Source organism: Yoonia sp. SDW83-1 (assembly GCF_046762885.1).
Lineage (GTDB): Bacteria > Pseudomonadota > Alphaproteobacteria > Rhodobacterales > Rhodobacteraceae > Yoonia.
Genome location: NZ_JBKQXO010000008.1, coordinates 111561 through 129597, shown reverse-complemented (window position 1 = coordinate 129597; position 18037 = coordinate 111561). Strand labels below are relative to the sequence as shown.

20 protein-coding genes are annotated in these 18037 nt (G+C 59.8%); 11 read left to right on the top strand and 9 right to left on the bottom strand.

The annotated features are described in order from the left end of the window. Positions 1 to 73: 73 nt before the first annotated feature. From ACFWW4_RS12075 to ACFWW4_RS12065, 3 genes are all read left to right on the top strand, one after another. Complete coding sequence (locus tag ACFWW4_RS12075; RefSeq protein ID WP_411891081.1) at positions 74 to 271, top strand: hypothetical protein; 198 nt, start codon at positions 74 to 76, stop codon at positions 269 to 271. Continuing rightward, entirely contained in the window at positions 268 to 708 is a 441-nt protein-coding gene (locus tag ACFWW4_RS12070; RefSeq protein WP_411891080.1) for a hypothetical protein, read from the top strand. Before ACFWW4_RS12075 ends, ACFWW4_RS12070 begins: the two co-directional genes overlap by 4 nt. A 70-nt stretch (positions 709 to 778) precedes the next feature. Beyond that, positions 779 to 1447, top strand: a complete 669-nt coding sequence (locus ACFWW4_RS12065) for a DUF2306 domain-containing protein (protein WP_411891079.1) — start codon at positions 779 to 781, stop codon at positions 1445 to 1447. Here the strand turns inward: ACFWW4_RS12065 and ACFWW4_RS12060 are convergent. After that, entirely contained in the window at positions 1408 to 2004 is a 597-nt protein-coding gene (locus ACFWW4_RS12060) for a hypothetical protein (RefSeq protein WP_411891078.1), read from the bottom strand. The two genes, ACFWW4_RS12065 and ACFWW4_RS12060, sit on opposite strands and share 40 nt — an antisense overlap. A 69-nt stretch (positions 2005 to 2073) precedes the next feature. On the opposite strand from ACFWW4_RS12060, the gene ACFWW4_RS12055 reads away from it, so the two are divergent. The 4 genes from ACFWW4_RS12055 to ACFWW4_RS12040 are packed head-to-tail and all read left to right on the top strand — an operon-like array spanning position 2074 to position 5151. After that, positions 2074 to 3006, top strand: a complete 933-nt coding sequence (locus tag ACFWW4_RS12055) for an aldo/keto reductase (protein WP_411891077.1) — start codon at positions 2074 to 2076, stop codon at positions 3004 to 3006. Further along, a complete protein-coding gene (locus ACFWW4_RS12050) occupies positions 3003 to 4073 on the top strand; it encodes an NAD(P)/FAD-dependent oxidoreductase (protein WP_411891076.1) in 1071 nt (356 codons plus the stop codon). Before ACFWW4_RS12055 ends, ACFWW4_RS12050 begins: the two co-directional genes overlap by 4 nt. After that, the gene (locus ACFWW4_RS12045) at positions 4070 to 4789 is read left to right on the top strand and encodes a GNAT family N-acetyltransferase (RefSeq protein ID WP_411891075.1); all 720 of its coding nucleotides are present in this window, start codon (positions 4070 to 4072) and stop codon (positions 4787 to 4789) included. Before ACFWW4_RS12050 ends, ACFWW4_RS12045 begins: the two co-directional genes overlap by 4 nt. A gap of 53 nt (positions 4790 to 4842) precedes the next feature. After that, positions 4843 to 5151 carry a hypothetical protein gene (locus ACFWW4_RS12040; RefSeq protein ID WP_393931580.1) on the top strand — a complete coding sequence of 103 codons (309 nt, stop codon included), beginning with the start codon at positions 4843 to 4845 and terminating at the stop codon, positions 5149 to 5151. Positions 5152 to 5154: 3 nt separating this feature from the next. On the opposite strand, the gene ACFWW4_RS12035 is transcribed toward ACFWW4_RS12040, so the two are convergent. The 3 genes from ACFWW4_RS12035 to ACFWW4_RS12025 form a co-directional block, all read right to left on the bottom strand. Further along, positions 5155 to 5445, bottom strand: a complete 291-nt coding sequence (locus ACFWW4_RS12035) for a DUF6958 family protein (protein WP_393931578.1) — start codon at positions 5443 to 5445, stop codon at positions 5155 to 5157. A 50-nt stretch (positions 5446 to 5495) separates the two neighbouring features. After that, on the bottom strand, positions 5496 to 7991 hold the full coding sequence (locus ACFWW4_RS12030; protein WP_411891074.1) for a GcvT family protein: 2496 nt from the start codon (positions 7989 to 7991) through the stop codon (positions 5496 to 5498). 123 nt (positions 7992 to 8114) lie between these two features. After that, positions 8115 to 9065, bottom strand: a complete 951-nt coding sequence (locus ACFWW4_RS12025) for a hypothetical protein (RefSeq protein ID WP_411891073.1) — start codon at positions 9063 to 9065, stop codon at positions 8115 to 8117. Between the two features lie 167 nt (positions 9066 to 9232). Here ACFWW4_RS12025 and ACFWW4_RS12020 point away from each other — a divergent pair, with 167 nt between their 5' ends. After that, complete coding sequence (locus ACFWW4_RS12020; RefSeq protein ID WP_393931572.1) at positions 9233 to 9889, top strand: hypothetical protein; 657 nt, start codon at positions 9233 to 9235, stop codon at positions 9887 to 9889. A 10-nt stretch (positions 9890 to 9899) separates the two neighbouring features. Here the strand turns inward: ACFWW4_RS12020 and ACFWW4_RS12015 are convergent, their stop codons facing one another. Further along, on the bottom strand, positions 9900 to 10982 hold the full coding sequence (locus tag ACFWW4_RS12015; RefSeq protein WP_411891072.1) for a hypothetical protein: 1083 nt from the start codon (positions 10980 to 10982) through the stop codon (positions 9900 to 9902). Positions 10983 to 11106: 124 nt separating this feature from the next. After that, positions 11107 to 12093, bottom strand: a complete 987-nt coding sequence (locus tag ACFWW4_RS12010; protein ID WP_411891071.1) for a 2-hydroxyacid dehydrogenase — start codon at positions 12091 to 12093, stop codon at positions 11107 to 11109. 110 nt (positions 12094 to 12203) lie between these two features. Between ACFWW4_RS12010 and ACFWW4_RS12005 the strand changes: the two genes are divergently transcribed. From ACFWW4_RS12005 to ACFWW4_RS11995, 3 genes are all read left to right on the top strand, one after another. Next, a complete protein-coding gene (locus ACFWW4_RS12005) occupies positions 12204 to 12731 on the top strand; it encodes an SH3 domain-containing protein (RefSeq protein WP_411891070.1) in 528 nt (175 codons plus the stop codon). 156 nt (positions 12732 to 12887) lie between these two features. Beyond that, positions 12888 to 13253, top strand: coding sequence for a hypothetical protein (locus tag ACFWW4_RS12000; RefSeq protein WP_411891069.1), 366 nt, complete (start codon positions 12888 to 12890; stop codon positions 13251 to 13253). Positions 13254 to 13262: 9 nt separating this feature from the next. Beyond that, positions 13263 to 14168 carry a cation diffusion facilitator family transporter gene (locus tag ACFWW4_RS11995; protein ID WP_411891068.1) on the top strand — a complete coding sequence of 302 codons (906 nt, stop codon included), beginning with the start codon at positions 13263 to 13265 and terminating at the stop codon, positions 14166 to 14168. 103 nt (positions 14169 to 14271) lie between these two features. Here the strand turns inward: ACFWW4_RS11995 and ACFWW4_RS11990 are convergent, their stop codons facing one another. The 3 genes from ACFWW4_RS11990 to ACFWW4_RS11980 all read right to left on the bottom strand — a co-directional run bounded on the left by ACFWW4_RS11990 (position 14272) and on the right by ACFWW4_RS11980 (position 17977). Then, positions 14272 to 16299: a M3 family metallopeptidase gene (locus ACFWW4_RS11990; protein ID WP_411891067.1), complete on the bottom strand. Its 2028-nt coding sequence runs from the start codon at positions 16297 to 16299 to the stop codon at positions 14272 to 14274. A 93-nt stretch (positions 16300 to 16392) separates the two neighbouring features. Continuing rightward, positions 16393 to 17181, bottom strand: coding sequence for an amino acid ABC transporter permease (locus ACFWW4_RS11985; protein WP_411891066.1), 789 nt, complete (start codon positions 17179 to 17181; stop codon positions 16393 to 16395). Between the two features lie 43 nt (positions 17182 to 17224). Continuing rightward, complete coding sequence (locus tag ACFWW4_RS11980; RefSeq protein ID WP_411891184.1) at positions 17225 to 17977, bottom strand: transporter substrate-binding domain-containing protein; 753 nt, start codon at positions 17975 to 17977, stop codon at positions 17225 to 17227. Between the last annotated feature and the right edge of the window lie 60 nt (positions 17978 to 18037).

Below are 18037 nucleotides of genomic sequence, written 5' to 3'. Positions count from 1 at the left end.
CAAATCATGTGCTATGCTGTTCTTGTCGCATTGTATTTTCAGCGACCAAAGACATTTTGAAAGGAGGTGCCTTATGGCACATATTTCCGTTGAAACCGGCGCGCTGCCGGCGTTCGAAAAGACCTATAACCCTCAGCCGACCAAATCCGAAAAACGGACCACAGTCGCGTCAATACAAGCGTGGCGCCGCGCGACGTTGGATCCGCGTTTTGACCGGATCCGGCGGCAGGAAGCGATCTGGAGCCAAAGTCTGGACGGACGCCGGATATGACACAGATCCAGCCAACCGACCCGACCACCGCGCTGGCGGTGCCCACCTGCCCCAATGCGGCTTGCGAACCCGGCGCGATCCTTCTGGGTTTCAAGGCCCCCAACGGACGGATTAAAAACCTGCGGACAGCGATGGCGGTCGATGACGCCTTTGTCGCACAGGCCCGCGAAGTCGGGCCGCCGGAACAGCGGATGCGATTTGCCGCACCCTGCCCGACCAAAGATTGCGACAACTGGCAGGATGGCGGCTGCGCGACAATCACCCGCGTGCTCGAACAGCTTGAAAACACGATGACCGACATCGCCGAAATCTTGCCACCCTGCCCGATCCGCAAGACCTGCCAATGGTATAGCCAATGCGGGGCCAGCGCCTGTGTGGCCTGTGATGTCATCACAAATGACCACGCCCCGGTGCAGCCCGGACAACGTGCAACATAAACGGCATCGTAAGATGGGTCTTGACCCATCCACCGGTTGAGATCGTAGGGCGTAACCCTATTCTCTGGTCATGCAAACCCGCAATTGGCCCAGCATCGCCCAGACAACAGCGCTCCTGCTAGTGGCGCTGCTGGCACTGCCTTTCGGGCTATATTCACTGGATTTCGCGCAAGGCGGGCTGCGCAATGCATTACCAGAGCCGCACTATATCCGCTCCGACAATCTCAGCGCCAATCTCGCCATATTCACTCATATGGGCACCGGGGCGCTGATCACCGTACTGGCACCGTTTCAGTTGATCGCACAGCTGCGTTGCCGGTTCCCGCGCCTGCACCGCTGGTCAGGGCGGATCATCACCTTGGCGGCCGTCATCACGGCAATCGGCGGGCTGTGTTACATCGGTTTGCGGGGCACGATCGGTGGAACACCGATGGATATCGGCTTCGCGCTTTACGGCACGCTCACGCTGGTGGCGGCAGTACAAACATATCGGCATGCAAGCGCGGGGCGGATCAATCAGCACAATGCGTGGGCGCTGCGGCTTTTCTGGCTGGCCATCGCATCATGGCTTTACCGGGTGCATTACGGGCTGTGGTATCTGACCACTGGCGGGCTCTGGTCCAACCCTGAATTCGCCGGTGCCTTCGATCTGGCACAGAATTTCGCATTCTATCTGCCCTATCTGATTGCGGTCGAAATCTACTTGTCGCGCAGACGATACCGGGTGGCTGTCAACTGATCGGACACGGCACAGGATTTGCTGTCAACAAACCCCAAGCCTCGCATATGGGCCCGCACGGCCGTATCGCCGACAGCGGCAGCCTTGCCCTTGCGATAGACCATCCAGATGTGTTTGCCCGGATACGCAAGCGCCAGTTTGGACCCCGCGACCAGGTCAGCATCCGCCAAAATCACCGCCAATAGCAGTGCTGCCTGCGCCACATCATCAACAACGGCCCCGGCCAAGGCTTCTGCCAACACTGGATCCTCCAACCGCCCCTGCACAAACACCGGGGCCTCCGGTGACACGCCCAGCTTCTGCGCGAGTGTCGGCGGTGTCTTCAACAACGCCTTCTGCCACCGCGCCGCCTCGACCTGCGCAAACTCCATCAACAGGTCACCCGCATCCGTCCGGACCCGCACCCCTTCATCGCACAGCACAACCTCTCGCATCTCCGGCCGGGCAATCGCCGCGCGAATATCACCGCGCAAGGTCAGTTCCTTACTGTCCAAATGCAGCCGCACCTCAGCCACATCGCCCTGCCAATGGCATACCGACACATCTTCACGCCCCACAATCAGACCTCCTTCAGCGACAGAACAGCGCATCTTTCCATTACCACACTGCCATGCCAGATTGCGCCCATGTCAACACTTTCCACCCGCAGCGGCGCACCCGTGTCCCGCCTCACCTTCGGGACAATGCAATTCGGCGGCAAGGCCGACGCATCGGCCAGTCAGGCCATGTTCGACGCCGCACGCGCGGCGGGGATCAACCATTTTGATACGGCCGTCGGCTACACCGGCGGCGCGTCAGAAACCCTGCTCGGCGGCATGATCAAAGCCAACCGTGACGATCTCTATGTCGCCACCAAGGTCGGGTATCAGGGTGGTGCCAGCCAGACGAACATCGCCAGACATTTCGACACCTGCCGCAGGCAGTTGAACGAAGACGCGGTCGACCTGCTCTATATGCACAGATTCGACCCTGACACCGACCTGCAGGAAACCTTCAGTACCCTGGCCGAACTGCAATCAACCGGCGCAATTCGGCATATTGGTGTGTCCAACTATGCCGCTTGGCAGGTGATGAAGGCCCAGGAAGTCGCCCGATCGCTGGGCACGAAAATCGATGCGATCCAGCCCATGTATAACCTCGTCAAACGCCAGGCCGAGGTTGAGATTTTCCCGATGGCACAGGATCAGGATATCGCCATCATCCCCTATTCCCCACTCGGGGGCGGATTGCTCACGGGCAAATACGCCAGCGGCGAAACCGGCCGCCTGATCGATGATGAACGATACAAGGCCCGCTATGGCCTCGACTGGATGCACAATGCGGCGGCAGGCCTGAAATCGCTGGCGGACGACATGAATATGGACCCTGCGACGCTCGCAGTTGCATGGGCCGCGGCCCACCCGGCAAGGCCGCTGCCCATCATTTCGGCCCGTTCGACGGCGCAACTGGCCCCCTCACTGGCCGCCGAAGGTTTTGAAATGACACCTGATCTTTATGCGCAAATCACCGCACTCAGCCCTACACCAGCGCCAGCGACCGACAGACTGGAAGAAGCGTGATTGATTTTCTGATTATCGGGGGAGGTATCGCGGGTATCTCCGCTGCGGCTCGGCTGTCAGACTTGGGCCAGGTCACCGTGCTCGAGGCCGAGGATGCCCTCGCCTACCACGCCTCCGGACGATCCGCTGCCATGTTCGAAGAAAGCTACGGCAAACCGGCCACTATCGCGCTCAACGCCGCCAGCCGGGATTATCACGCCAGCGCCCTGGTACTCAGTCCACGCGGGCTGCTTATGATCGGTAACGGGGAAAACGCGGACGCCTTCGCTGGCGACTGTAAGAACATGAAACTGGACGAGATCGACGTTGCCGCCGCACTCAATTTCATCCCCATCCTGAACAAGGATAAGTTCGACCGCGCCGCCTATCACAGTGATGCATGGGACATCGATACCGACAAGCTGATCCAGACCTTCGCCCGGGACGCCCGCAAAAAAGGGGCACAGATCAACACAAAGTCCAAGGTGACGCAGATCACGCGTATCCAAACCGGGTGGGAGGTCGTGAGCGAAGGGGCCAGCTATTTCGCCAAGAACCTCGTCAACGCGAGCGGTGCCTGGGTCGATGTGGTCGCCGAAATGGCCGGGATCGCACCCTTGGGTTTCACGCCGTTCCGCCGGTCCATGGCGCGACTGCCAGCCCCCGGCGGGCACGACGTAAAATCCTGGCCCATGCTCTTCGGTCCGGGGGAAACATGGTACGCCAAACCCGATGCCGGTGCGCTGATCGTCTCGCCCGCCGACGAAGACCCAGTCGAACCGCACGACGCCTTCACCGATGACCTGACACTGGCCGAGGGACTGATGCGTTACGAGGACACGGTGACCGAACCAGTCGTGCGGCTTCTGGCATCATGGGCGGGACTGCGCACCTTTGCACCTGACCGCAATCTGGTGTTAGGCCCAGATGCAAACGACGAGAATTTCATCTGGTGCGCCGGGCAAGGCGGCTATGGGATGCAATCGGCCCCGGGTGCCAGCCAGTTGCTCGCCGATATCGTCGGCGGCAGGCAGCCCTGCATCGACGCGGCCACAGTCGCGGCATTGTCGCCCGCCCGGTTTGCATGACCGACCGACGGAACGATCACGGCCAACCCATTGGCCCGGACGTGCCCGGCTGGACCGGTTGCGCCTCGATCCCCCGCACCGCGATGCAGGGGCACTACTGCGACGTGGTGCCGCTCGAAACCAGCCATTCGGCAGACCTGCACACCGCCTACAGCGCCGACACAACCGGCGCGCTCTGGACCTACATGCCAACCGGCCCTTTCAACTCAATGTCAGAGGTAGAAGCCTGGGTCAAAACCTGCAGCCAATCCACCGACCCGCTGTTCTTTGCCATCATCGACAAACGCAATGGCAAGGCCATCGGCGTCGCCAGCTTCCTGCGTATGGACCCCGCCAACGGTGTAGCAGAGGTCGGCTACATCGCCTTTTCCCCAGCCCTGCAGAAGACGCCTATGGCCACCGAAGCGATGTATCTGATGATGGGCCGGGTGCTCGGTGAACTGGGCTACCGGCGCTATGAATGGAAATGTGACGCGCTCAATGCCGCTTCACAGGCGGCGGCAAAACGACTGGGTTTCAGCTACGAAGGCACCTTCCGGCAGGCAATCGTCTACAAAGGGCGAAACCGGGACACAGCGTGGTTTTCGATTATCGACAAGGACTGGCCACGCATCCGAACGGCATTCGAAAACTGGCTGGCCCCCGACAATTTCGATGATAATGGCTTACAGTGCCAACGCCTGAACGCGCTAATGCCTGACGATCTGCAGGCCTAGGCAACACTCGCTAGCCACTTCACAAGCGGCGCACATGATACCATGTTCTCCATATGACACAGGACAGCGAGAAACGCACACGTCGACGTTTTGACCGCCAGTTTCACCAACTGGCCCGTTTCGCGCCGTGGATCGAGAAACTGCGCAGCCCCGGCTGGGCACTCGCGCGGGCGGCTGTCGGTTTGCTTTTCATCATCGCCGGCTTTCTGGGCTTTCTGCCGATCCTTGGCTTTTGGATGATCCCGTTGGGGCTTGTTCTGCTCGCAATCGACATCCCCGCGCTGCAAGCCCCCGTTTCATCCGCAATCATTCGCGGGCGCCGTCGGCTCAGCACGCTGCGACGAAACCGGAACGGACGCTGAAATCTAAACCTGATGAAACCGCAGCGGCTTGCTGTCTTCGCGGATCACCACACCCTTGGCCTCCAGATCAAGCTGCACACATTTCTGCCACCAACCCGACGTGGCCCCGCCCGGAAACAGATGCTCCGGCAAATGCGCTTTTGCGGCTTCTTTCGATTCCTTTGCCGTCATACCGGGCGCGGATCGAGGCAAAGTGGCCAACATGGCCGCCTTCATCGCCTCGTATTTTGCCCGATCCACCCGACTGACCCGCCCGGGTGTGTTGATATTCTCAACCTCGATTTTGTCGTCCATCAGAGCCTCTGGTAAGATGGGTTTAAACCCATCTTACGTTATGGCCGCTGTCAACCATCAGCCCTGATCGTGGCGTTCTTGGGGTCGTAGGGGCTGTCCTCGACAATCTCAGCATTCCACAACTGATCCAGCATCTTGACCTGCAACTTGGTTCCCACCTCGGCGAGCGCAGGTTTAACATAGCCCATGCCAATCGACTTTTCGAATGCCACCGAATATCCGCCGGATGTCAGACGCCCAACCCGATTGCCGTCCATATCATACAGCGCCTCGCGGCCCCATGGATCGGCATCATCAGGCCCATCAATCAGCAGCGTGACACATTTCGACCGGATGCCCTTGGCCTCCATCGCCGCCTTGCCATGGAAATCCTTGGACAAGTCAACAAAGCGCGGCAAATCCGCCTCCAGCGGCGTCGCATCCCGGCCCAACTCGGTCCCAAACGCGCGATAGCTCTTCTCCTGCCGCAGCCAGTTCTGCGCGCGGGCACCAACCAGCTTCATCCCATGTTTCTCACCCGCCTTTTCCAGCAGGTCGAACAGGTAGTTCTGCATCTCGATCGGGTGATGCAACTCCCAGCCCAACTCACCGGTATAGGCCACACGGATCGCGTTCACCGGGCACATCCCCAGCTCGATCTGCTTGGCCGACAGCCACGGAAACCGTTTGTTCGACAGGGCCGTCGCCGGGTCCGCATCCTTGATCACCTCGTTCAGGACATCCCGCGATTTCGGCCCGGCAATCGCAAACACCCCCCATTGGGTCGTCACATCCTGCTCATTGATCCGGCCGAACTCGGCCTCTTTCTCCATGACCGCCTTATACAAATAATCCTGATCATAGGAATGCCATGCCCCGGCAGAGACCAGATAGTAATCATCCTCCGCCAACCGCACGATGGTGTATTCCGTCCGCGTGGTCCCATGCGACGTCAGCGCATAGGTCAGGTTGATCCGGCCCACTTTCGGCAGCTTGTTCGTCGTGAACCAATCCAGAAACGCCGTCGCCCCCGGCCCGCTGATCCGGTGCTTGGTAAAGGCCGTGGCGTCGATCAGGCCAACACCCTCGCGGATCGCCTTGGCCTCTTCCACCGCATATTGCCACCAGCCACCGCGCCGGAACGACCGACTCGCCTTATCGTCAAACCCGGCCGGAGCATAGTAATTCGGGCGTTCCCACCCGTTCACAAAGCCAAACTGCGCGCCGCGTTCCTTCTGCCGGTCATAGGCGGGCGAGGTGCGCAGTGGCCGACAGGCCGGGCGCTCCTCATCCGGGTGATGCAAAATATAGACGTGGTCGTAACATTCCTCGTTCTTGCGCGCGGCAAACTCGGTCGTCATCCAGTTGCCGTAACGCTTGGGGTCTAGGCTGGCCATGTCGATCTCGGCCTCGCCCTCCACCATCATCTGCGCAAGGTAATACCCCGTGCCGCCCGCCGCCGTGATACCGAACGAAAACCCTTCCGCCAGCCACATATTCGTCAGCCCCGGCGCAGGCCCCACCAGCGGATTGCCATCCGGCGTATAACAGATCGGCCCGTTGAAATCGTCCTTCAGCCCGGACTCCTCGCAAGACGGAATGCGATGGATCATCGCCATATACTGTGCCTCGATCCGCTCCAGATCGAGCGGGAAGAGGTCCGCTCGGAAATTCTCCGGCACACCATATTCGAAACAGGCAGGGGCGCCCTTTTCATAAACCCCCAATATCCAGCCGCCACGCTCCTCGCGCACATAGGACTGCGCGTCAGCATCGCGCACCACAGGGTGCTCCACATTCCCCTCGGCCCGGAACTGCACCAGTTCCGGGTCCTTATCCATCACAATGAACTGATGCTCAACCGGGATCGCCGGGATCTTGATACCCAGCTTCTTCGCCGTGGTCTGCGCATGGTTGCCCGACGCGGTGACAACATGTTCGGCGGTAATCACAATCTGCTCGTCAGAAGGAACCAGATTGCCCCCCTTCTCGACCATCTTGGTGCAGGTCACTTCCCACGCGTCGCCATTCCAGTGAAACGCATCCGCCTGCCACTTGCGCTCGATCATCACGCCGCGCTGACGGGCACCCTTGGCCATCGCCTGAGTGACATCGGCCGGGTTAATGTAACCATCGGTATGGTGATACAGCGCACCTTTCAGATCATCGGTGCGGATCAACGGCCATTTCGCCTTGATCTCATCCGGGGTCATCCAGACATAAGGCACATCGCAGGTCTCGGCGGTGGAGGCATAAAGCATATACTCATCCATCCGCTCCTGCGTCTGGGCCATGCGCAGGTTGCCAACAACAGCAAACCCGGCATTCAGGCCGGTTTCAGCCTCCAGCCTCTTGTAGAAATCGACCGAGTATTTGTGGATATGGGTTGTCGCAAAAGACATGTTGAACAGGGGCAGCAGACCGGCGGCGTGCCATGTGGACCCGGATGTTAGCTCATCGCGTTCCAGCAGCATCACATCGTCCCAGCCTGCCTTGGCCAGATGATAGGCAATCGAGGTGCCGACGGCGCCACCACCAACAACCAATGCTTTGACCTGCGTTTTCATGACGACGACTCCCTGCGATCCTTGCCCATAATCTGCGCGAAAGCACGAGGCGACGAAAGAACCAGCCGACATCTTGATGGCCGATTGCGACAGTGCGGGTCGGAACGCCGGGAAAGCCGGGTGTCAGTTGCCGCCAATCGTGCAGCGGCGCACGCCATTTTCCACACGGCAGTTGTTGTTTTTGTCACCAGGGCGGCGAACCGTCGGCGCAGGAGGTGCTGCCGGTTCTGCAGGTTCGGTGGCAGCAACAGGCGCTGGTAAGGCTGGTGACGCGGCACCTGCTCCGGGCTCAATGGCAGTCAGCGTGGGCAAGGTCGCGCCCACAGTTTCAACCGGTTCCATCAGCATCGCGTTCAGGCTGCCGAAATTGACCTTCGACAGCAGTTCAAGCACGGCCTCATCATCGGCATTGGTCTGCACCGAAACATCAACTTGCTTGCCCAGATGCCCCCTGAAACGGCGACCCTCGGGCGATTCCTCAATCGGCGCGACCCGAAACGGCACCCCTTGCACCGTCGCGAATGGTTCATCCATGAACTCGATCGTGTTCATCATATTGTCTTGGACCGAAGACAGAATGCCGCCGCTCAAACCGCTATACATCCGCTCAGACCGGAAGGTCAGGGTCAAGATCATGATGTCATCACCGCGTGTCAGCGTTATCCGTTCTTGATCGACATCGCGCGCCTGCTGGGCCTGTACTTGCTGAAATCCGGGATCGGCCTCCAGTAACGCGTTCAACTCGGCCTCCTTGATCTCATATTCCGTCAATTCCCGCGGGGGGATCTGCGCCATCCGGTCAAAATCAGCCTGCTCAAACGGCGCAATCTGCCAACCGCCCAAAAACCCCGGAAGTGCTGCAGCCAGCGTCGATGTTGGCCCGGATCCGGCATCAATATCAGCCTTCGTCTGTGAAACACGGCCCGGTATCTCTGACAGATAACCGGCAAAGTTCATCTGCGTACCTTCCTCGGTACGTTTCTGAGTATATGAGACGTAATCAAGCCCCATAACCATACCTAGCCCCGCGACAAGAAGAATGATTGGCGATGCGGTCACGAAAAAGCGGTTCACGATGCGGCTCCTGCTCAAGAATCAATGCGTTGGCGCATTATCCCAGAACAGGTGGCTACAACTTTGGCGCGTTGCGGGCAACAGATGGGCAAATCGCAGGGTCAGGGTTTCCTCACTGGACGGCTAGCAAGGCAAAACGGTCTAATTCCAGACAGGAGGTTTTTCAAATGACTGCATTTTCAATACGTGACGCGGCAATTCTGGCCGAAGCAAGCTACACCCCCGGTGCAATCAGGCAGCCCGCCATCATGCATTCCTGCGCCCATGATGACGTGCAGGCACATATGCTGGAAGGCAACATCCTGCTCCTGCCCGGATCCAACTCAATCAGCGATTACAAGAACTTCAACCTGCGCCCGATCCGGCTCGGGCGCAGGAAACTGCGGATGGATGACAACAAGGCCGAAACCGGCGCATCCGGCACGGTCTGGCATCAGGGCTTTCTGGCCTACGCGTCGGAGATTTTTCATTGGCTGATCCAGAAAGGCACGGCACCAAATTTCATCATCGGGCATTCCCTTGGGGCCGCGGCGGCACAAATCCTCGCCAAAAGCTACAACGTCCCCGCCATCGGGTTTGCCGCGCCGCGCCCGAAATTCTCGCGCGGGCCGGTCAAACATCACAGGCAATGCCTGCTGATCAATCGCAATGACGACATCGTGCCGCGCCTGCCCACCAGTTTCTTTCACATGGGCCAGGTCAAAAAACTGTCCCCGGCGGTCAAACGGGCGCTGCCGGCCCATTCGATGAAACAGTACCGGGCGATCGTGGACGAAGCGCAAGCAAGTGGTGCACTGCCAGATAAATGGGCAGGCGGGGCCTGATCGCGGCGGATCAGGGAAGCTGGGACACCAATGCCAGCACTTCGGGCGCAATGTCATCCCGCAGCGACAGATAATCCAACAAGTCTGCCTGCGTCGTGTCCGGCCGCGCCACTTGGGTCAGGATGAACGCTTCTGTCTGGCTCCAGGCACGATCCCCCTTCAGCAGGCGGACCGCCGCAAACCGGGCTGAAACCTCTGGTGTCGGTTGGCCCAGCACGGCCATCATCGCAACGGTGGGCGCAATAAGGTCGGGAAAGCGCGCCTGCAGACCGGCCATGTCAGATATCTCACCTGCACGGACACGCTCCAGCACATCACGATCAAGCGCGGTCAGCGTTACACCGCTTTGCAGCGCGCGATAGGCCAGCAACGCAGGCGCTGGTGTCGGCGGGGTCTGGGACAGCGGGCCGTCGGCGGCGGGCACAAAACCCCCGTCGGGTACGATCCGCACATCAGGTTCGGGCAGGCGCTCATTCAGGGCGGCGATATCCAGGCTGTCAAAGACCGACGCGACAAAGGCATCACTGGCATTGGTCAGAACCGTGATCTCCACCGTTTCAGGACCGCCCGGATCGCCAAGGTTCACAACAAAGTGGCGGTAGCTCACCGGTTCCTGATCAGGCGCGCGTTCCGGGGCCGGTTGCAAGATCACTTCAATACCGGCCACCGTTCCAAAAACATCCGGCTCGATCTCAGGTTCCGGGTTGGGTTCGTCAAGACCCAACTGGCTGGCAAGGGTCTGGGGCGGGGCAACATATGGAGCGCGATGCAAACTTAACGCGACCCGCTCCTCTCCTTTGACAAAAACCTGGGCCACCCCATCGTCGATACCACCGGCAGAGGCTTCGAACCGGCGCAGCAATTCATTGGTCGGGTCGGTCACCTCTGGATCAAGGTTAAACGCGCGCCCGGTCAGCGCCATACCTTGCGCCGCATCGTAATCAACAACATCAACCCCCGCCGGGGCCACAATCTCAACGGCGGCCAGGCTCTTGTTCGCCAGATAATCATCCAGCCCCTGTTTGAACAAATACAAGGAAAGGGCAGCAAGCCCGGCCAGCAACACCCCCACTACAGGCAGCATGATCTTCATCGGGATGTCCTTTGCTCGGTCATTCGGTTGCAGCCATTCTGGGGCATGTCTTGGCAATGTCCACGCCGCCTGCCCAATCAGCCCGCTACCGTGCGTCCGCAACAACAGTGCTGGCGGATTTCCGCTAAAGCATACTCGGAACAACAAGATCGGGCGGCCGGTGGCCATCCTCAAAGGTCTTAATATTCACGATCACCTTCTCACCCATCTCGATCCGGCCTTCCAGTGTGGCCGACCCCATATGGGGCAGCAGGATCGCATTGGGCAGTTCTTTCAGGCGCGGGTTGATCAAATGACCACGTTCAAACACATCCAACCCGGCACCGGCAATCTCGCCCGCGCGCAACATGCGGGTCAGGGCGTTTTCGTCGATCACCTCGCCACGGGACGTATTCACGATCACCGCACTTGGCTTCATCAGCTTCAGCCGACGGGCATTCATCAGATGAAATGTCGACGGGGTGTGCGGGCAGTTGATCGACAGGATATCGACACGGGCCACCATCTGATCAAGGCTTTCCCAATAGGTCGCCTCCAGTTCGGCTTCCACCTCGGGGCGCAGACGCTTGCGATTGTGGTAATGCACTTGCATCCCGAACACGGCGGCACGACGGGCCACGGCCTGCCCGATACGGCCCATCCCCAGAATCCCCAACCGGCGACCCTTGATCCGGCCACCCATCATCGCCGTGGGTGACCAGCCCTGCCAGTCATTCGACTGGGCGAGCCGCAACCCCTCAGCCAGACGGCGGGTCACACCCAGGATCAAGGCCATAACCATATCGGCGGTATCTTCCGTCACCACGCCCGGCGTATTGGACACATGAATGCCCCGCTGGCGGGCGGTAGACACATCAATATTGTCCACCCCTGCCCCATAATTGGCAATCAGCTTCAACCTCTCACCTGCACGGCCCAGCAGTTTGGCATCGATATGATCGGTGATCGTGGACACCAGCACATCGGCCTGCCCCATTGCATCGGCCAGCTGATCAGTTGTCATGGGCGTGTCATCGTCGCGCAATTCCACGTCGAAAAGCTCTTTCATCCGGGTCTCAACCGCCTCGGGCAACCGTCGCGTCACAACAACACTTAATCGCTTACCTGGCATATCCGGGCCTCCCGTGGCTTTTCAAAACGCAGCTTTGATGGCAGGTTGCGCCAAAGGGATGCGCAGCACAAGAACCGCGCACCACAAAAAAGAGCAGACAAGGGCAAACAATGCGTAGATGGGTGCAGTGGTTCCGCGTGATCCGGACGGCAGCAATTGCCGTGGTGATTTGCGCAAATGTCGGGTACGCGCAACAGACCGAAGCGCCGACGCTTGGCCCCGAAACCAACCTGCCGCTGCCGCGCTTTGTCTCGCTCAAGGCCGCCGAGGCCAATGTGCGCCGCGGCCCCTCCCTGTCCCACCGGATCGACTGGGTCTTCCAGCGGCGGAACATGCCGCTGCAAGTCATCGCTGAATATGGACACTGGCGGCGGGTCATCGACCGCGACGGGCAAGGCGGCTGGGTCCATTACACCATGCTGTCAGGGGCGCGGACCGTGCTGATCAACGGCGACACGACCGCTCTGCGATCCCGACCTGATCCGAATGCCCTTGAAAACGCGATGCTCGAACCCGGCGTGATCGCGCGATTGGGGCGGTGCGACCCCGACTGGTGCCGCCTGACCGCTGGCGGCTACAAAGGCTGGGTGCCCAAGGCTGACCTCTGGGGCGTGGCCGCGGGTGAGATCAGGGATTGATGGCGGCACCTGCCCCAAACCAAAACCCCGACATTGCATTTCAGTACCGTTTGGCCCCGATGACGTCCCTCGGCATCATGCTTTCATTCGGTGTCTTTGCCTTTGCCATCCTCCACTTCGCCCTCACCTACCCCGACAGGATAGGCCCCCCCATTCATGTTCCCATTGTCAGGTGCTACATCGCGATTTGTCATCGGGCTTGGCAGCGCCCCCTTTCTGGTCGGCATGGGCATCTGTTTTTGGGCCATCCGCCTCGGGCTTGATCCTGATCGTCAGGTGATCCTGTCCAGTCACGACCTGATCGCCCCCAAATCCCTTCTTTCGAAAACCACCTTTGCGCTTCCATACCGTGAAATCGGCCCTCTCGGCGCGATTAACTACCGGGGCACCGTCATCCTGAAAATCCCGCATCCGCAACACCGGCTGACACTCACCAGCTGGGGCTTTTCGGACGCCAGCACCTTCACCAAATTCGTCAATGCATTGGAAACAAGGCTGGCAGAGAACAGGAAAGAACCATAGCTACAGATCATGCCACACCGCCACGACACCCGCCTCAACCTCTCTGCCGGCCTCCTCTCGGTCGCGGTCGCCCTGATCCTTGTGCTGCTCAAGCTCTGGGCGCTGGGGCAAACCGGATCTCTCGCCGTGGCGGCCACGCTGGCCGACTCGGCCATGGACCTGATGATGTCACTCGGCGGGCTGATCGCCATCGCCTACGCGGCCAAACCTGCCGATGACGACCACCAGTTCGGGCACACCTCTGCCGAGGATCTTGCCGCCCTCGGTCAATCCCTCTTCATCCTCATTTCCGCCGGCGTGATCGCCGTTGCGGCCGTCCTGCGGCTGCTTGACGACACCGTCACCCTGCCCGAACGCGAAGGGCTGGGGATCGGGATCATCGTCTTCTCCATCGCAATCACGCTGGCTCTCGTGTTCTGGCAAAGGCATGTGGCGCGCAAGACCGGCAACAAGGTCGTTCAGGCCGACAGCCTGCACTATCTCGGCGATCTGATCCCGAACATGGGCGCGATCCTCGCGCTCTGGGCCTCGGCCAAGTTTGAACTGCACCAGATCGACAGCGTCGTGGCACTGGCCGCGGCGGCCATCCTTGCGGTCGGCGCGTTGCGCATCGGCAAATCCGCTTGGGACGCCCTGATGGACCGACAGGCCGACCCCGACATGATCGCAGGGATCCAGGCGATCGCAGCGGATTTCGAAGGGGTGCACGGCTATCACGACCTGAAAACACGGGTCGCGGGCAGCAAGGTCTTCGTCAACCTGCATATCGAACTGGATGGCGGGCAGACGCTTGATGCGGCACACGCCATCGGCGCGGCCTTGCGCCGGGCCATCATCGCGGAATATCCGCGGGCCGATGTGCTGATCCACAAGGACCCCGTCGGCGTCCAGCGGCACCCGGATGACGACCGGTAAGCCGGGTTTCGCCCCGCCAATCGCTAACGAAACCTTAACCGACCCGGCTATGGGGTCCGACGCTTTGCCGACGCAAATCCGACGCAACGCCGACCGGCCAAAATCAGGCCGCCTTGTCCAGTCCCCGGCCCTTCAGCAAGGCCTCAACCCCGGGCAAACGTCCGCGAAACGCGATATATAGCTCGGCGGCATCCACCGACCCGCCGGACGACAAAACCGTCTCTTCCAACTTGCGGGCTACGTCGGAGTCAAACGGGTCCCCCGCCTCCTCGAACGCCTCGAATGCATCGGCATCCATCACCTCGGACCACATGTAACTGTAGTAGCCGCTGGAATAGCCATCACCCGCAAATACATGGGCAAAATGCGGGGTTGCGTGGCGCATGCGAATGGCATGGGGCATCCCGATTTCTTCAAGGATTTCAGCCTGTTTCTGCATGGGATCAGACGGTGCCGGGCCATCGTGAAAGCCCAGATCAACCAAGGCAGAGGCGATATATTCCACCGTCTGAAACCCCATGTCATAGGTCGTCGCATCCAGCATCCGCTGCAACAGATCCTCCGGCATCGGCTGACCGGTTTCGGCATGTGTCGCAAACTCCGCCAGCACCTCCGGCACCTCCAGCCAATGCTCATACAACTGGCTCGGCAGTTCCACGAAATCGCGCGCCACGGACGTGCCGCTAATACTTTCGTAAGTCACATCTGACAACATCTGGTGCAGCGCATGACCAAACTCGTGAAACAGGGTCCGCGCATCATCGTAAGACAACAACGCAGGTTTGCCCGCCTCCGGTTTGGCGAAATTGCAGACGTTCAGAACAATGGGGCGCTCGTCGCCACCCAACCGTTTCTGATCGCGCATCGTGGTGCACCATGCGCCCGACCGTTTCGATCCACGGGCGAAATAATCGCCCATGAAAACAGCAACATGTTCGCCCTTGCGGGTGACATCCCACAACCGCACATCCGGATGGTAAACCGACCCTTCGACTTCCCTGAATTCCAGTCCGAACAACCTGTTGGCACAGGCAAACGCCGCCTCGATCATCCGGTCCAGCTGCAGATAAGGCTTCAATTCAGCTTCATCCAGATCATGCAATTCCTTGCGTCGTTTTTCGGAATAGAACCGCCAATCCCACGGCTCCAGCGGGCCATCCCAGCCGTCCTGATGCAGCATCCGTTCCAGCATCTTCGCATCCGCTTCAACCGCTGCCTTGGCCGGCTCCCAGACTTTCATCAAAAGATCCCGCACAGCCCCTGGCGTCTTGGCCATCTCTGTCTCAAGCTTGAAATCGGCAAAACTGCCATAGCCCAGCAAATCGGCCCGCTTCTGGCGCAGTTTCAGCGTCTCCGCCGCAATCGCACGATTATCCGTCTTGCCACCATTCGCCCCACGGGCCACCCATGCCTCATAAGCTGTCTTGCGCAAATCCCGCCGCTCAGAAAATTGCAGGAAGGGCACGATCAGCGACCGGGACAGGGTCACAACCGGTCCGCCCGCCTCCTTCTCTTCGCCCGCCGCCTTCGCCGTCGCGATCACGAAATCAGGCAGACCCTGCAGATCATCCGCCTCGAGTTTCATGAACCATTCGCGTTCATCGGCCAGCAGGTTCTGGGTAAATTCGGTCCCCAGCACCGACAGCCGCGATTTCACGTCGCGCAACGCTTCGGCCCCATCACCTTCCAATTGCGCACCCGACCGGACAAAACCGCGCCGGGTCAGCATCAGAACCCGCTGCTGTTCATCGGTCAGGTCCAGATTGTCGCGATCTTCCCAAACCGCCTCAACACGCGCAAAAAGTTCTTTGTTTTCAGACACCTCAGAACTGTAGGCACTCAGTTTCGGAGCAAATTCCCGCTGCAACGCCTCGCGCTTTTCATTGCTGTCAGCCGCGGCAATGCCGTAAAAAACGCCCAGAACCTGGCCCAGCTTCTCGTCAGCCAATTCCAACGCTTCAATCGTATTCTCGAATGTCGGTGCCTCCGCATTCTCGGCAATCGCCGCGATATTCGCGCGCGACTGCTGCAAAGCGGCATCCACAGCCGGGGCAAAATCCTCGTCGGAAATCTCCGCGAAGGGTGGCAGTTCAAAGGGCGTGGTCCAGTCGGAAAGCAGCGGGTTTGTCATCACAAATCTCCTTTGCCTACAACCTAGGGGCGGGGCCTTCGACTTGCCAGCGACCTGTTTATCATTTTGGCAAAAATGCTCAAAAATCCGCCCTTACCGCGTGCGCATCCGCTTTTCGAACCGGCGCAAGGCCAGCGATAATGAAATGGTGATCGTCAGATAAACCAGCGCCACCACATTATAGGTTTCGAAATAGCGGAAATTTCCCGCCGCCGTGACCTTGCCCAACTGGGTCACATCCGTAACCCCCAGAACGGACACAAGCGACGAATCCTTCACCATCGCCACAAAATCATTGCCCAATGGCGGCAGGATGGTGCGCAGCGCCTGCGGAAAGACGATCAGGCGAAACCGCTGCCAGCCATTAAGGCCCAGCGCCTCGGCGGCCTCGATCTGGCCTTTGTCGACCGATTGCAGACCAGCACGAAACACCTCGGCCAGAAAGGATGAATAGGCGATGGTCAGCGCGATCACTGCCCGCCACAACAGGGAAAAATCGCGGGTACGCACCGGGCCCAAACCCACCGCCTCCGCAATCCAGTTCCACCCCGCCACCATGGCAGGGGCCAGCACAAAAGCCACGTAAAGCAGCAGCACGATGATCGGAATGCCGCGCACCACCTCGATATAGAACCGCGCCACCTGGCGCAGCACCAGCCAGCGCGACAACCCCGCCAGCGCCAGCCCCAACCCCAGCACACAGGCCATCGAATAGGACACCAGCGTCACATAGATCGTGACCCAGATGCCCTTTTGCAGGGTGTTCAGCACGCGGGAATATTCCTCGGCCGTCAGCACCTGCCAGAACAGGTAGATGCCTATGGCCACGACAGCGACCAGCCACCACGGAAAATCCTTGTCGCTCGGGGATGTCGGGATCATCGGCGCATGTCCCGGGCCTGACCCGGGACCTCCTGATCAGCGCCTACTCACCCAGCTTGTACTCAAGGAACCACTTGGTGTTCAGCGCATCAATCGTGCCATCAGCTTCCATATCAGCTATGGCCGCATTGATCGGATCCACCAGATCGGACCCCTTTGGAAATATGAACCCGAAATCCTCGGTCCCAAGCTTCTCACCAATGATCTTCAGGCCGCCGTCTGAGGCCTCGACATAGCCGTTGCCGGCCGTGCCATCGGTCAGCACCAGATCAACATCACCGGCCCGCAGCGCCTGCACTGTGGCACCAAAGGTCTCCATCAGCTTGATACGCGGGTTCGCCTCATCCCCGTCCAGCACGTCATAGACACCCACATAGAACGGGGTCGTACCGGGCTGGGCCGCCATCAGCAGATCGTCATCGGCAGCAAAACTTGCAGCGTCGGTGAACCGGCCCTCATCGCCGCGCACCATCATCACCATCTCTGACGTCATGTATTTATCCGAAAAATCAACCACTTCCGCGCGGTCTTCGCGGATGGTGATGCCGGTCATACCCATGTCATACTGGCCTTCGGACACGGCCGGGATCATCGCATCCCAGCTGATATTCTCGTAAACGACCGTCGCATTCAGCCGCTCCGCAATCTCAGCCATCGCGTCATATTCCCAGCCGACCGCATCGCCATTGCCGTCAATGAACTGCAGCGGCGGATAGGCGTTTTCCGTCACCACCACGAGCTCGCGGCCTTCAAGGTTCGGCAAATGGCCGTCGGCCACAGCCGTTGTGGCCAGCATCACGGCGGCCAGTGTTGCTAGAATCTTCATGCGTTTCTCCCCAGATAAAAACTCAAGATG

Excerpts from the sequence above, each read along its gene's own strand:
- ACFWW4_RS12020 (WP_393931572.1), top strand. The coding sequence starts at position 9,233 with ATGACTGCATTTTCAATACGTGACGCGGCAATTCTGGCCGAAGCAAGC.
- ACFWW4_RS11980 (WP_411891184.1), bottom strand. The coding sequence starts at position 17,977 with ATGCTGGCCACAACGGCTGTGGCCGACGGCCATTTGCCGAACCTTGAA.
- ACFWW4_RS12070 (WP_411891080.1), top strand. The coding sequence starts at position 268 with ATGACACAGATCCAGCCAACCGACCCGACCACCGCGCTGGCGGTGCCC.
- ACFWW4_RS11985 (WP_411891066.1), bottom strand. The coding sequence starts at position 17,181 with ATGATCCCGACATCCCCGAGCGACAAGGATTTTCCGTGGTGGCTGGTC.
- ACFWW4_RS12075 (WP_411891081.1), top strand. The coding sequence starts at position 74 with ATGGCACATATTTCCGTTGAAACCGGCGCGCTGCCGGCGTTCGAAAAG.
- ACFWW4_RS12035 (WP_393931578.1), bottom strand. The coding sequence starts at position 5,445 with ATGGACGACAAAATCGAGGTTGAGAATATCAACACACCCGGGCGGGTC.
- ACFWW4_RS12010 (WP_411891071.1), bottom strand. The coding sequence starts at position 12,093 with ATGCCAGGTAAGCGATTAAGTGTTGTTGTGACGCGACGGTTGCCCGAG.
- ACFWW4_RS12015 (WP_411891072.1), bottom strand. The coding sequence starts at position 10,982 with ATGAAGATCATGCTGCCTGTAGTGGGGGTGTTGCTGGCCGGGCTTGCT.
- ACFWW4_RS12045 (WP_411891075.1), top strand. The coding sequence starts at position 4,070 with ATGACCGACCGACGGAACGATCACGGCCAACCCATTGGCCCGGACGTG.
- ACFWW4_RS11990 (WP_411891067.1), bottom strand. The coding sequence starts at position 16,299 with ATGACAAACCCGCTGCTTTCCGACTGGACCACGCCCTTTGAACTGCCA.
- ACFWW4_RS12000 (WP_411891069.1), top strand. The coding sequence starts at position 12,888 with ATGTTCCCATTGTCAGGTGCTACATCGCGATTTGTCATCGGGCTTGGC.
- ACFWW4_RS12055 (WP_411891077.1), top strand. The coding sequence starts at position 2,074 with ATGTCAACACTTTCCACCCGCAGCGGCGCACCCGTGTCCCGCCTCACC.
- ACFWW4_RS12065 (WP_411891079.1), top strand. The coding sequence starts at position 779 with ATGCAAACCCGCAATTGGCCCAGCATCGCCCAGACAACAGCGCTCCTG.
- ACFWW4_RS12005 (WP_411891070.1), top strand. The coding sequence starts at position 12,204 with ATGCGTAGATGGGTGCAGTGGTTCCGCGTGATCCGGACGGCAGCAATT.
- ACFWW4_RS12030 (WP_411891074.1), bottom strand. The coding sequence starts at position 7,991 with ATGAAAACGCAGGTCAAAGCATTGGTTGTTGGTGGTGGCGCCGTCGGC.
- ACFWW4_RS12040 (WP_393931580.1), top strand. The coding sequence starts at position 4,843 with ATGACACAGGACAGCGAGAAACGCACACGTCGACGTTTTGACCGCCAG.
- ACFWW4_RS11995 (WP_411891068.1), top strand. The coding sequence starts at position 13,263 with ATGCCACACCGCCACGACACCCGCCTCAACCTCTCTGCCGGCCTCCTC.